Below are 12,878 nucleotides of genomic sequence, written 5' to 3'. Positions count from 1 at the left end.
CCATCTCCCCAGCCCATTCCCCCTGCATGCCTACAAGACTGGCCCCGACTCCACCGAGCCGGGGCCAGAACCCGAGAATTTCAGCAATCTTCTAGTCGTCTGGTTCCACTGACTCGTTGCCTGAGTACCTGGTTGGCCAGACTGGCCAACTACAGCGCTACGTCACACCTTGTGTGACCGAGATATTTAGTTGACGGGCGAGCGCGCTGGTTGACGGATCTTGATCCCGTAACGCTGTGTTGTGATCAGTTCCGAAGAATGGCCCCCGTTACCGGTCGAGTGGTGCTGGTATCGGTGAGTGGACGAGGTAGCCAGGGCGAAGATCCCGTCGGATGTGCTCGCCGCCCGGCACCGGGGCCCCCACCGCACGGCCGTTCGTCGGACGGCAATGCCCCATGACCGCGCCGATCCCGACACACTCCCGCCCGACGGTCCGGTCCGAACCACCTGGCGTTCACAGCAGCGCGGCCGCGATGTCCTCGACCGTCGACACCGGCACGAGCGCCGACTCCGCCGGTGTCCGCACGTCGTCGTCGGCGTACCAGCCGGAACCGTGGACCACCACGTCGCGGCCCGCCTCGACCAGCCCGCGGTCGACGGCGTTGCACACGCCGGTCAGCGCCATGACCAGCGACCACTCGCGGAGCGCCCGCGGATCGCCCGGCAGCGGCCGCGGATGGTCCGCGACCAGTTCCCGCAGCGCCGGGTAGCGTTCGAGGCACTCGCGGCGCGAGACCACGATGCCGTCGCCGCCGTGCCGGGCGATGACGGCGTTCATCGCCGGTGAGGTGGCCGGGCGGTGGGTGTAGAAGGTCGGGTCGAGGATCTCGTCCACCTCGTCGGCGACGCCCGGGAAGTGCGGGTCGGCCCGCTGCCGCCACAGCCCGTCGCCGCCGCGCTCGTAGCCCGGCAGTCCGGCCCGGTCGAAGCTGCCCCGGCGCAGGCTGAGCACCATGTCCGGGGTCCCCAGGTGCTGGACGAGCAGGCTAGCCGGACGGCTCGCCGGACGAGCCGCGCCGGCGGCCTCCAGCACGTCCCGGCCGGCGTGGTAACCGAGCAGTCCGAACGCGCTCGACACGGCGTGTGCGTGCAGCCGCGGCCCGGCGGCGTCGGTCGGATCCGCGTCCTGCTCGAAAAAGGCCCGTGCGGTGTCGGCCACGAGGTAGTTGCGCAGGTCCAGCGAGAACCACAGGTTCACGCCGTGGCGCCGTTTGAGGTCCGCCGCGTACGCGTCGGTGAACTGCCGGGCCAGCGCCTTGACGTCCTCGGCGCGCTCGCCGTCGTACACCATCAGCGGGTTGCGGGCCCGTAGTTCCGCGTCGTCGGTCAGGCTCCCGGCCCGCAACTTGGACCGGCCGGAGGCCGGGGCCAGCGTGGCGATCCGCAGCCGGTCGGGGGTGGCCAGTCCGGCGGCCAGTGCCCGCGCGACGGCGTCGCGGAGCGCGGTCCCCTTGTTCGCCGACGTGGGCGTGAAGATCATGACCGGTTCGCCCGTACGGCGGATGTACTCCACGGCGCGGGCGACGATCAGCAGGGAGGGGAAGGTCTTGGTGGTGTGCGTGCCGGGGTTGCCGGCCAGGTCCAGCAGGACCAGCCGGTGGCTGCCGTACTTGCCCAGTTCCCGCCACTGTGCCCGGGCCGGTTCGAAGAAGCCGCGGACGTCGGCGTCCGGTTCCGGCAGCGCGAAGCCGGGGGAGAACGCGCCGGGTTCGGTGACCGGCGCCGGGTCGTCCACCAGGGCCGCGACGGCCTGCGGCAACCGTTCGTAGTAGTCGAGGATCAGGTTGCGCTCGGCGACGAGTGCGGTGGTCATGCGGGTCCTCCCCGGTCTGCTGCCCGATGGGCCGGCGGATCGATCCAGTGCCGCCGACGCCGGAACGGGTAGGCGGGCAGCGTGCAGACTCGTCCCGGGCGGTCCTTGAGGTAACTCGTCCAGTCGGTGTCCTCACCGCGCAGCCAGGAGTCGGCGGCCGCGTGCAGCTCCGGTCCGGCCTCGCCCGGCAGCGGTGGCCCGGCCTGCGGTCCCGCCGCGGCCTGCCGCAGCGCCGCGGCCGCCTCGGCGGGCTCGCGGGCGGCGATCGCCGCCCGGTACGGCAGGACCCGGCGGCCCGCGGCCAGGGTGTAGGCGACATCGGCCAGGCGCAGGCCGGGGCCGGCGGTCTCCAGATGCCCGGCCAGCCGCTGGCAGGCCTCAAAGAGCGCCGCCGGGGAATGCGCGGAGAGCGGCAGCAGCTGCCAGCCGGCCGCCGGTGCCGGAGCGGGCCGGGCGGCCTGTTCCAGCACCACGTGTGCGTTACTGCCGCCCAGCCCGAACGAGCTCACCCCGGCCAGCCGGCTGCCGTCGTGCGGCCAGGGCCGCAGCGTCCGCGGCACGGTGAACGGCCCGGTCTCGAACCGGAGTTCCGGGTGGGGCTCGCGGAACTGCACATGGGCGGGGACGCTGCCCTCGCCGACGGCGCGGACGGCGGCCACCAGTCCGGCGATGCCCGACGCCGCGTCCAGGTTGCCGATGTTGGCCTTGGCGGTGCCGAGCGCGCAGGACCCGGCGGGTGACGCACCGGCCGCCCGCCAGACCTGGTGCAGGGCGGCGAGCTCGATGGCGTCGCCGAGGACCGTGGCGCTGCCGTGCGCCTCCAGATAGCCGAGCTCGTGCGGGCTCACCTCGGCGCGGGCGAGTGCCTCGGCGACCACTGCGGCCTGCCCGTCCGCCCCCGGCGCCGCGAAACCGGCGCGGTGGGCGCCGTCGTTGTTCACCGCCCAGCCGCGCAGCACGGCGTGCACGCGGTCGCGGTCCGGGTCGACATCGGCGTAGCGCTTGAGGACCACGGCGGCGGCACCGGTGCCGTACCCGGTGCCGGCGGCCGCCGCGTCGAAGGCCCGGCACCGCCCGTCCGGTGAGACCAGCCCCTCGGGCGTGTGCCGGTGGCGCGGCAGCGAGACGCTCGCACCGCCGGCGACGGCGAGGTCGCAGCCGTAGTCGAGGAGGCTCTGCGCGGCAACGCAGACGGCCGTGAGCGAGCTGGAGCACGCGGTCTGGACGGCCATCGCCGGCCCGCGCAGGCCGAGCCGGTACGCCACCTGCGCGGGCAGGTAGTCGGCGCCGGGCCGGGTGGCGAGCTGCGCCTCCCAGTCGTCCGGGCCGCCGCCCGAGGCCGCGGGGTTGCCGAGCAGGTGGAAGAGGAAGTACCGGTTGGTGGAGATGCCGGTGAAGACCCCGACATCGCCGTCGTGCCGCCGCGGATCGCAGCCGGCGTCCTCCAGCGCCTCCCAGGCCGACTCGAGGAACAACCGGTGCTGCGGGTCGAGCAGCGCGGCGTCACGGGCGTCGAAGCCGAACAGTTCCGCGTCGAACCCGGCGATGCCGTCGAGCGCCCCGCCGGGCAGCACCCCGCCGGACCGCACCAGCGCCGGGTCCTCCAGCAGCCCCGGGCCGATGCCGAGTTGTCGCAGCTCCGCCTCGGTGTAGTCGTGGACGGCGTCGACGCCGTCGCGCAGCAGCCGCCAGAGTTCCGGCACGCTGTCCGCGCCGGGGAACCGGCCGGCGAGGCCGACGACGGCGACGCGGTCGTCGTACCCGCTCACCGCCGCCCCTTCCCTTCGCGGCGGGCCCGGCGCGCGGCCCGTTCGGTGACCCGGCGCAGGCCGGGCGCAGCGGTGGGCGCAGCGGTGGGAGCAGCGGTGGGAGCAGCGGTGGGCGCAGCGGTGGGCGCAGCGTCGCCTTCAAGGTGGCGGGCCAGCGCGGCGACGGTCGGATGCCGGTACATGTCCAGCAGCGGCACCGGTACACCGAGGCCGTCCCGCAGCAACCGCTGCACATCGGCCAGCAGGAGCGAATTGCCGCCCAGGTCGAAGAAGTTGGCGTCGGTGACGACAGCCGGTACCTCGAGGGCCGTGCACCACGCCCGGGCTATCGCCTCTTCGGTGGCGGTACGCGGCCCCGGGCCCTGTCCCACGGGCAGGGGCGCCCGCGGAGCGGGCAGTGCCCGGGTGTCCACCTTCCCTGTGCTGGTCAGCGGCAGAGCGTCGAGGACGGTCAGCAGGCGCGGCACCAGATGCTCCGGCACCTGGGCCGACAGCCGGCGGCGCAGCTCCCCGGGATCGAGCCGGGTGCCCGCGACGGGCTGCACATGACCCAGCAGTTCCGTGCGGCCGGTGTCGTCGGGCCGGGCGACCACCACCGCCCGCAGCACGCCGGGCAGTGCCGCGAGGTGGTACTCGACCTCGCCGAGTTCGACGCGGATGCCGCGGATCTTCACCTGGCGGTCCAGCCTGCCCAGATACGCCAGCCTGCCGTCCGGCAGCCGGCGCCCCAGATCGCCGGTGCGGTAGCTCGACATGCCGCGTCCGGTGCCGCCGTCGCGGCCGAACCGGTCGGCGGTCAGCTCAGGCGCCTGCCAGTAGCCCGGTGCGACGTACGGGCTGTGGATGACGATCTCCCCCTCGTCGGCCGACGGGTCGCCCCCGGGGCCGAGGAGCGAGACGGCGTATCCGGCCAGCGGGTAGCCGATGGGCAGGACGTCGTGCTCCAGCGCGGCATCCGGCGGCAGGTGGTCCTGAACGGCGAAGCTGGCCTCGGTGGCCCCGTACCCGTTGACGAACACACAGTCCGGCGCGAAGTGCGCGCGGCAGCGCAGCGCGTCGTGCCGGGTCACGGATTCGCCGCCGAGCACCACCGCGCGGACCGTGTCCAGACGCCGCCCCCCGAGCGCGTCGACCAGGTAGCGGTACACCGTCGGTGTGCAGTGGAAGACCGTCGCCCCCCGGTCGGCCAGGGCCTGTGCGAGGTGGGCCGGGCCGTGCCGCCGCACGTCCACGACGACGGCGGCCGCCCCGGCGAGCAGTGCCGCGAAGGTGTCGGTCACCGCCATGTCGAAACTGAAGGAGGACACCACGCTCAGCCGGTCCGCAGGCGTGATGCGGAAGTTCTCGATGTGGTTGGCGACTCCGTGCAGCACGTTGCGGTGCGTCTGCGGCACGCCCTTCGGCCGGCCCGTGGAACCGGAGGTGCAGAGCAGATAGGCCAGGTCGTCGGGACGGGCCGGCTGCTCGTCGGGGCGGACGTCCGGGCCGCCGGGACCGGCCGGCCCCGGCGGCGGCACCACGCGCAGCGGTTCGGCCCGCAGCCGGTCCACCGGGCCGGCCCCGTCGGCGATCACGATGTCGATGCCGGCGAGCGCGACGAGCTGTGCCAAGCGCGGTACGGGATGGGCCGGGTCCAGCGGTACGTAGCAGCCACCGGCGAACAGGACGCCCAGAATCGCGGCCACGGTCTGCGGCGAGTGCTCCAGCAGGATGCCGACACGATCACCGTGCCGGATGCCGGCGGCCCGGAGTGCGGCCGCCGTCCGGTTCGCCGCGTCCGCCAGCATGCGGTACGTCCACGGCTCGCCCTCGCCGAGCACCGCCACGGCGTCGGGCCGCCGGGCGGCCTGTGCCGCGAATGCGGCCGGGATCGTCCCATGGCCGGCGAGCGGCCGGTACCCGGTCTGCCGCCGGTGCCGGTCGGCGAAGGGCACGGGCGGTGCCCCGTCCGGTTCCGGAGGGAACCGCCGGTCGTGCGGAGTCGTTGCGGTCACCTGGCCCCACCGTTCCCTTCCGGTACGGCGGACGGCCCCGCCGGTGTGCGGCGCAGGCGCTCGCGCAGCGCGAGCAGCCGGCGGCAGACGTCCGGGGTCCGCTCGGCCGGGAATTCCTCCGGCTCCCAGCCCGGTTCGGCCTCCGCCAGCGCCGCCGCGGCGGCCGGGGCGAACCCGACCCGCCCGCCCTCGACGACGATCCCGTCGGCCTGCGACCACCGCTGGTTGGCGGCCACCGCCTCGGCCCGGCTCAGTCCGGCCGGCAGACGCAGGGTAAGGCGGCCGCCGCTGATCCTCACCGGGTAGCCGCCGGGCAGCCCGGCCACGCCCGGCAGGCTGGTGTCCAGCTCCGAGCCGCTCGCCAGCGCGTCGATCAGCATCGCCCCCGCCTGTCCGGTCACGTGGTTGAGGGCCGACCGGTCGCAGGCACGCTGACCGGCCAGCGCCGCCGTGACCCCGTCCAGCGGCTCGTCGTCCAGCCAGCCGAGGGCCTCGCCCGCCGGGCCCGGCGGGTTCAGGTGCACATGGTGGCCGACCACCCGCAGCCGGCGCTGGTCGGGCAGGCCGAGCCGGGCCTGCAGACTCGCGGCCAGCAGCGCGACGTTGCCGATGCCGCACAGCACCGGCACCCGCAGCGCGGCCAGCACCGGGTTGACCGCGTCCGGAAAACAGGCGTTGACGAACCAGGAGCCGCACTCGGCCGCCGCCCGGCCGGCCACCACGGCGAGATCCGCCTGCAGCGGGAGAGTCAGACCGAAGCCACCGCGCCCGAGGAGGGCGGTCCAGGCGGAGGGCGCCCCGCGGCGCTCCCACGGCGACTGGTGGGACGCGCACAGCAGCACACCGTCCGGCGCCTCCTGACGGATCACCCCAGGCAGCGCGGCCCGCATGTCCGGCCCGGTCGTCCGCGGCCGGAAGCGCACGGCACGACCGGCCAGCGCGGCACGCGTGCCGGCCAGCCCGCACAGTTGGCCGACGCTCTCCCCACGGGCTGCCACGACCACCTGCAGCGGCGGGCCGGCCGCTGTCGCCAAGGCGGCGCAGACGGAGGCGGCCAGAGAACCACTGCCGATCACCACGACCGTGGGCACCGCCGTCATCGCACCGGGGCCCGTCCGTGCGGTCTCGCGGTCGCGAAAGTGATCTTCGGTATCGGCACCGCTGGATAGTAACGCCTCACCGGCCGCGCCGGAGGCCTCCGCGGCAAGGAATTCGAACACTTCCCAAGCGCCGACGGCGTGGTTAGCATGCCCACTCAGTGCGAGATCAACTAAGCCCTGTCCGGCCGGTGTTCCTGGCGGCGGTGTGGTGTCGGCGGCGAACCTCCGGACACCTGTGGGCGTTTTCCGGGGGGAGCTTGGGTTGAGGGTGTCGCCGATATCCGCGCCGGCCGTGTACGGCACCGGCCAGGAGCCGGTCGGGCTGGCCGATCTGCCCGGGACCCGCTGGCAGGTGTGGCGCGACGCCGTCCTGCGCTCCACCGGGTTCCCCGCGGAGGGCCTGCGCGTGTTCGCCTCGGCCGCCGCCGCCGCGGCCGCCGAGGCCCGTCTCGCCGGAGACATCGACGAGGCCGGCTATCGCGCAGCCTTCGGGGAGGCCGCCGCGGTCATCGGCGCCCGGCTGTACGAGATAGCGGGCGACCCGCTCTTCCGCGAGGCGATCACCTGGCAGAACCCCGGTGTGCTGGCGTCCCTGGACGGGCTGCGCGCGGCCGGCCCCGACGCCCCGCCGGACCGCAAGACCCGCCGCCGGCAGGCGGTGGTGGCCCGCTACTGGCAGCGCTACTGCGCCAAGAACGACACCATCGGCTTCTTCGGCCCGGTGTGCTGGGTCCGGCTGACCGACGACGACGCTGTGGTGACGGCCCGTCCGGGACCCGGCCTGGTGACCGGGCGGCAGGTGTACTTCGAGTGGTGGGCCCTGGCGGCGTTCGCGGACCGGCTGGCCTCCGATCCGCGCTTCCGGCCGCACCTGCCCGTGGCACTGCAGCCCCAACTCTCCGTACGGGGAGGGATGCTGCACCGTCCCGTGGCCCCGCCCGTGGAGCTCACCCCCGCCGAGGCGGCACTGTTCGGCCTGCTGACCGGGCCGCGCCCGGCCGCCGGGCTGGTGGCCGAGCTCGTCGCGGACAGCGGCAACCCCGTCCGCCGCAGCGCGGACGGGTTCATGCTGCTGGAGCGCCTCACCGAGCGCGGCGTGCTGCGCTGGGGCATCGACCTGCCGCTGAACCTCACCGCCGAACCGACCCTGCACGCGGCCATCGACGCGATCGGCGATCCGGCCGCCCGCGAGGCCGCCCGCGAGGAGTTCGGCCGGCTGGACGCCGCCCGCTCCGCGGTGGCCGCCGCGGCCGGCGACCCGGCCGCCCTGCACGCCGCGGCGGTCCGGCTGGACGAGGTGTTCACCGAGCTGACCGGGCTCGACAGCCGTCGCAGGGCGGGGCAGACGTACGCCGGACGCACGCTGTGCCACGAGGACTCCGTGCGCGACCTGGAGCTGTCGTTCGGCCGGCCGCTGCTCGAGGAGCTGGCGCCCGCACTCGACGTGCTGCTCACGGCCGCGCGCTGGCTCAGCCACGCCCTGGCGTCGGCGTACCGGCAGGCGCTGCGGGAGGTCTACGCCGACCTGTGCGCCGACCTCGGCACCCGGGAGGTACCGCTGGGCGATCTGCGCTATCTCGCCCACGGCTTGTTCTTCGGCGCCGGCCGACGGCCGGTCGACGACGTCGTGGCCGCCTTCGCCGGCCGGTGGGCCGAGCTGACGGGCGGGACGGAACCGGCACCGGGCACCCGCCGGGTGCGGCTGCGCTCCGCGGAGCTGTCCGCCCGGGCCGCCGAGCTGTTCGACGCGCCGGGGCCCGGCTGGTCCACCGCCCGTATCCACAGCCCGGACCTGCAGATCGCCGCGCCCAGTCTGGAGAAGCTGGCCGCCGGCGACTACACGGTGGTGCTCGGCGAGCTGCACGCGGCGTATCTGACGCTGTGCACCGGCGTGTTCAGCCGGGCCCACCCCCGGCCGGGCGCCCTGCGGTCCGCGATCGACCGGGATCTCGGGAGGGACCGGGTGCAGCTGCTGCTGCCGGAGGACTTCCCCCGGATGACCGCCCGGGTCGCCGACCTGCTGTGGTCGCCGGACAACTGGCAGCTCGGCTTCGTACCGGCGCCCGGCGCCGAGCACTCCCGGCTGCTCCCGGTCACCGCGCTGACGGTGACCGAGCGGGACGACGACCTGGTGGCGCAGCACGCCGACGGGCAGGAGTGGCCGCTGCTGGAGCTGTTCGCCGACTTCCTGTCCATGCACACGGCGGACGCGTTCAAGCTGGTCGCGGCCGGCCCGCACACCCCCCGGGTGGCGATCGACCGGCTCGTCGTGGAGCGCGAGACCTGGCGCAGCACCGTCGGGGCGACCGGCCTGGCCACGGCCAAGGGCTATGCCGAGCGGTATCTCGCGGCCCGGCGCTGGGCGTCGGAACTCGGTCTGCCGGACCGGGTGTTCATCCGCCTCGGCACCGAACTCAAGCCCACATACGCGGACCTGACCAGCCCGCCGCTGGTGTACTCGCTCGCGTCCATGGTGCGCCGCGCCTGTCTGGACCGAGGGCCCGACGTCGAGGTGGTGGTCACGGAGGTGCTGCCGCTCCCCGAGGACACCTGGGTGCCGGATGCCGCCGGCCGCACCTATTACTCGGAGCTGCGCGTGCAGGTCCGCGATCCGCTCGTGCCGCCGCACGCCGCGGGGAGCGCCGATGACTGAGGCCGTGCCCGAGTGCTGGGGCAGGGGAGAGTTGCTCGCGGCGGCCGCGCCGACCGTGCCGCAGGCCGTCCTGGCGGCGGCGCGGCGGCGCCCCGGCGCGATCGCCGTGCGGCAGGGCCGGCGTGCGGTGACCTACGCCGAACTGGTCGCCTCGGCCGGCGGACTCGCCCGGACGCTGCGTGACCTCGGCGTCGGCCCCGAGGTCACGGTCGGTGTGTGCGGCCGGCGCCGGCCGCACACGATCGCGGCGATGCTGGGCGTCATGCTCGCGGGCGGTGCCTATGTGCCGCTGGACCCGACGCACCCCCGCGACCGGCTGCTGGCCGTTCTCGACGACGCCGGTGCGGAACTCGCGGTCGTCGACGCCGAGGGCCGCGCACTGCTCGCCGACGCGGCGCCGGACCGGCTGTTCGTGACCGCACCGGCCGGCGGCCGGGCCTCCCTGGACCACCCGTCCCCGGATCACCCGTCCCTGGACCACCCGGTCCTGGAGGCCCTGTCCCCGGACAACCCGGCGTACGTGATGTACACCTCCGGCTCGACCGGCGCCCCGAAGGGCGTGGTCGTCACCCATCGCAGCGTGACGGCGTTCCTGACGGCCTCCGCACACCGATTCGGGATCGGGACGGACACGATCGCCCTGGCCACCGCGTCGTTCGGCTTCGACGTGAGCGTCCTGGAGGTCTTCACCACGCTGGCCGCCGGCGGCACCGTCGCCCTGGTGCCGGAGGCCGACCGCCGTTCACCGGAGCGGCTCGGCCGCTTCGCCGCCGCCCACCACGTCACCTGGGCCACCCCGCCGGTGTCGATGCTGCCGCTGCTGGACCCGGCCGATTTCGCCGCGCTGCGGGTGCTCGTGGCCACCGCCGAACCGGTGGCGCCCGATCAGGTGCGGCGCTGGGCGGGCACCGCCGAGGCGCCGAGGCTGCGCTTCGTCAACGCCTACGGCCCGACGGAGACCACAGTCGAGGCCACCGCCCACGACGCCGCCGGCGACTGGACCCGGCCGGTACCGATGGGCCGCCCGCTGCCTAACCTGCGCGTGTACGTGGTGGACGCGGCGCTGCGCCCGGTGCCCGTCGGCATGGCGGGCGAGCTGTTGGTCGGGGGCACCGGGCCGGCCCGCGGATACCTCGGACGGCCGGGCCTGACCGCGCAGTGGTTCGTCGCCGACCCCTTCTCCGGGTCGGGCGGGCGGCTCTACCGCACCGGTGACCTGGCGGCCTGGGAACCGGACGGAGCCCTGCGCTACCTCGGCCGCGCCGACCGGCAGCTCAAGGTTCGCGGTCACCGCGTCGAGCCGGGGGAGGTGGAGGCCGCTCTGGCCGGCCACCCCGAGGTCCGTCAGGCGGTCGTCGACCTGGTCCCGACCGCGGCGGGACCCCTGCTCACGGCGTTCCTGACGCCCGCGCGGGCACCGTCGGACGCGGCCCTGCGCGAGCACTGCGCCCGGCTGCTGCCGGCGGCCATGGTGCCCGCGCGTTTCGTCCGGCTCGACGCGCTGCCGCGCAACGCGTCCGGCAAGACCGACCGGGCGGCGCTGCACGAGCTGGCGTCACCGGCCACCGCGGAACCCGGCGACGGCTGGCAGCCGGACAGCGAGGAGGCGGCCGTGGTCGCCCGGGCCTGGGCCGACGTGCTGGGCGTGCCGGTGCGCTCCGGCGACGACACCTTCTTCGACGCCGGCGGCCACTCCCTCGGCGCGATGCGGCTGGTCGCCCGGCTGCGGGCCGACCTGGACCGGGACGTACGGATCGAGGACGTCCTGCGCGGCCGTACGGTCGACGGCCTCGCCGCCGCCCTGGCCACCGCCGCGCCGGCCGGCCCGGAGCTGACGCGCGGCAACCCGCCGGCGCTGTCGGCGGCGCAACGGCGGCTGTGGTTCCTCGACCAGCTCACGGCGGAGAGCGGCGCCTACAACATCGCGCTGGCGCAGCGGCTGCACGGCCCGCTGGACCCGGCGGCGCTCCGGTCCGCCCTGGCCGAGGTCGCCCGGCGGCACGAGGTGCTGCGCTGGCGGATACCGACCGTCGACGGCGCGCCGGCCGTGGTGATCGACCCACCCGGCGACATCCCCCTGCCGGTCACCGATCTGACGACGCTGCCGCCGGCGGAGCGGGCCGGCGCCCTGGCCGCACAGCTCACGCAGGCCGCCGGGGCCCGCTTCGACCTGGCCGCCGACCGGCTCTGGCGGGCCCGCCTGCTCCGGGTCGGCGAGGACGAGCACGTGCTGGCGGTCACCGCCCACCACGCCGTCTTCGACGGCTGGTCACAGGGACTGTTCCTGCACGACCTGGGCACGGCGTACGCGCGCCGCGCGGCGCCGCTGCCGCCCGCGGCGGCCTCGTTCGCCGACTACGTGGCCTGGCGGGCGGACCGGGCGAACCGCCGCGCCGACACCGATCTGCGCTGGTGGCTGGAGCACCTCGACGGCGTGCCGCCCGTGCTGGAACTGCCCGGCGACCACCCCCGCCCGGCCGAGCAGACCTTCCGGGGCGGGCGCGTGGAGACGCTCCTCGGGGCGGGGACCACCGCGGCGGTGCACGCGCTGGCCCGTGACTGCGGGGCGACGCCGTCGGCGGTGCTGCTGGCCGTGCTCGGCCAGCTCGCCGGACGGCTCGCCGGGCGCGACGACCTGGTCATCGGCACACCCGCGGTGGACCGCCGGCACCCCGCGTTCCTGGATCTCGTGGGCTTCTTCATCGAGGTGGTGCCGCTGCGGCTGCGCCCGGCCGCCGGCCGGAGCTTCCGGGCGCAGGTGCGGGACACCCGGGACGAGCTGCTCGACGCCCTGGCCCACCCCGAGGCACCCGTCGAGCGCCTGGTGGAGGCGCTGCGGCTGCCCCGCGACGCGTCCCGCCAGCCGCTGGTCCAGGTGCTGTTCAACGCCTACAACTTCCCGCAGCCGCGGCTCGAACTGCCCGGACTGGATGTCACGGCGGAGCCCGTACCCGTGCCCGGGGCCCCGTTCGACCTGACCGTCTACGCCGCCGAGGCCGACGGACGCTACCGGATCGAACTCGTCCACAACACCGATCGCTTCACGACCGCCCGCGCGGAGCGGCTCCTCGCCGCCTACGTACACCTGCTGGATGGTTTCCTCGACACGCCGGACCGCCCGGCCGGGGAGATCGGCCTCGGCCCGTACGCCGATCTGTTCGAGGGCACGACCGCCGGGCCCGCGCCGGCCGTGCCGCCGGCCCTCCCGGCGCTCCCCGTCCCCGGCGGCGGCACCGAGGCGGCCGTCCTGGCCGTCTGGCGGCAGGTCCTGGAGCGCGACGACATCAAGGCCACCGACAACTTCTTCGATGTCGGTGGAACGTCACTGCTGCTCGTCACCGTGCGGCAGCGACTCGAGGACGTGCTCGGCCGGCACCTGAGGGTCGTGGACCTGTTCCACCACCCGAACGTCCGCGCGCTCGCCGCCCATCTCGACGGTGCCGCACCGGCAGCCGGTGCGGACCGCGGCACCGACCGAGGCCGGGCACGCCGCCGTCGCGCCCCGGCCCGCGCCACCCGGCGGCGTGGGCCGAACTGAACAGCACCGCC

At 75.3% G+C, this 12,878-nt stretch carries 6 protein-coding genes; 2 read left to right on the top strand and 4 right to left on the bottom strand.

Features of this window, described 5'->3' with window-relative positions:
* Window positions 1-454: 454 nt before the first annotated feature.
* From ACFVV1_RS15015 to ACFVV1_RS15000, 4 genes are read right to left on the bottom strand one after another with little or no spacing between them, the layout of a single operon-like run.
* The gene (locus ACFVV1_RS15015; protein ID WP_389989581.1) at window positions 455-1,813 is read right to left on the bottom strand and encodes a DUF6002 family protein; all 1,359 of its coding nucleotides are present in this window, start codon (window positions 1,811-1,813) and stop codon (window positions 455-457) included.
* Window positions 1,810-3,582, bottom strand: coding sequence for a beta-ketoacyl synthase N-terminal-like domain-containing protein (locus tag ACFVV1_RS15010; protein WP_389989579.1), 1,773 nt, complete (start codon window positions 3,580-3,582; stop codon window positions 1,810-1,812). Before ACFVV1_RS15010 ends, ACFVV1_RS15015 begins: the two co-directional genes overlap by 4 nt.
* Window positions 3,579-5,576, bottom strand: a complete 1,998-nt coding sequence (locus ACFVV1_RS15005; RefSeq protein ID WP_389989577.1) for an amino acid adenylation domain-containing protein — start codon at window positions 5,574-5,576, stop codon at window positions 3,579-3,581. Before ACFVV1_RS15005 ends, ACFVV1_RS15010 begins: the two co-directional genes overlap by 4 nt.
* Window positions 5,573-6,667 carry a hypothetical protein gene (locus ACFVV1_RS15000; RefSeq protein ID WP_389989575.1) on the bottom strand — a complete coding sequence of 365 codons (1,095 nt, stop codon included), beginning with the start codon at window positions 6,665-6,667 and terminating at the stop codon, window positions 5,573-5,575. The genes ACFVV1_RS15005 and ACFVV1_RS15000 overlap by 4 nt, the downstream gene beginning before the upstream one ends.
* A gap of 277 nt (window positions 6,668-6,944) precedes the next feature.
* Between ACFVV1_RS15000 and ACFVV1_RS14995 the strand changes: the two genes are divergently transcribed.
* Window positions 6,945-9,329: a lantibiotic dehydratase gene (locus tag ACFVV1_RS14995; protein ID WP_389989574.1), complete on the top strand. Its 2,385-nt coding sequence runs from the start codon at window positions 6,945-6,947 to the stop codon at window positions 9,327-9,329.
* Window positions 9,322-12,867 carry an amino acid adenylation domain-containing protein gene (locus tag ACFVV1_RS14990; protein ID WP_389989572.1) on the top strand — a complete coding sequence of 1,182 codons (3,546 nt, stop codon included), beginning with the start codon at window positions 9,322-9,324 and terminating at the stop codon, window positions 12,865-12,867. The genes ACFVV1_RS14995 and ACFVV1_RS14990 overlap by 8 nt, the downstream gene beginning before the upstream one ends.
* Window positions 12,868-12,878: the final 11 nt, after the last annotated feature.

Source organism: Streptomyces sp. NPDC058092 (assembly GCF_042884935.1).
Classification (GTDB): Bacteria; Actinomycetota; Actinomycetes; order Streptomycetales; family Streptomycetaceae; genus Streptomyces.
Note: the sequence above shows the minus strand (reverse complement) of the source record. Positions and strands in the feature narration are given on the sequence as shown.

Coding starts and splice junctions, on each gene's coding strand:
- ACFVV1_RS15015 (WP_389989581.1), bottom strand. CDS start 1,813: ATGACCACCGCACTCGTCGCCGAGCGCAACCTGATCCTCGACTACTAC.
- ACFVV1_RS14990 (WP_389989572.1), top strand. CDS start 9,322: ATGACTGAGGCCGTGCCCGAGTGCTGGGGCAGGGGAGAGTTGCTCGCG.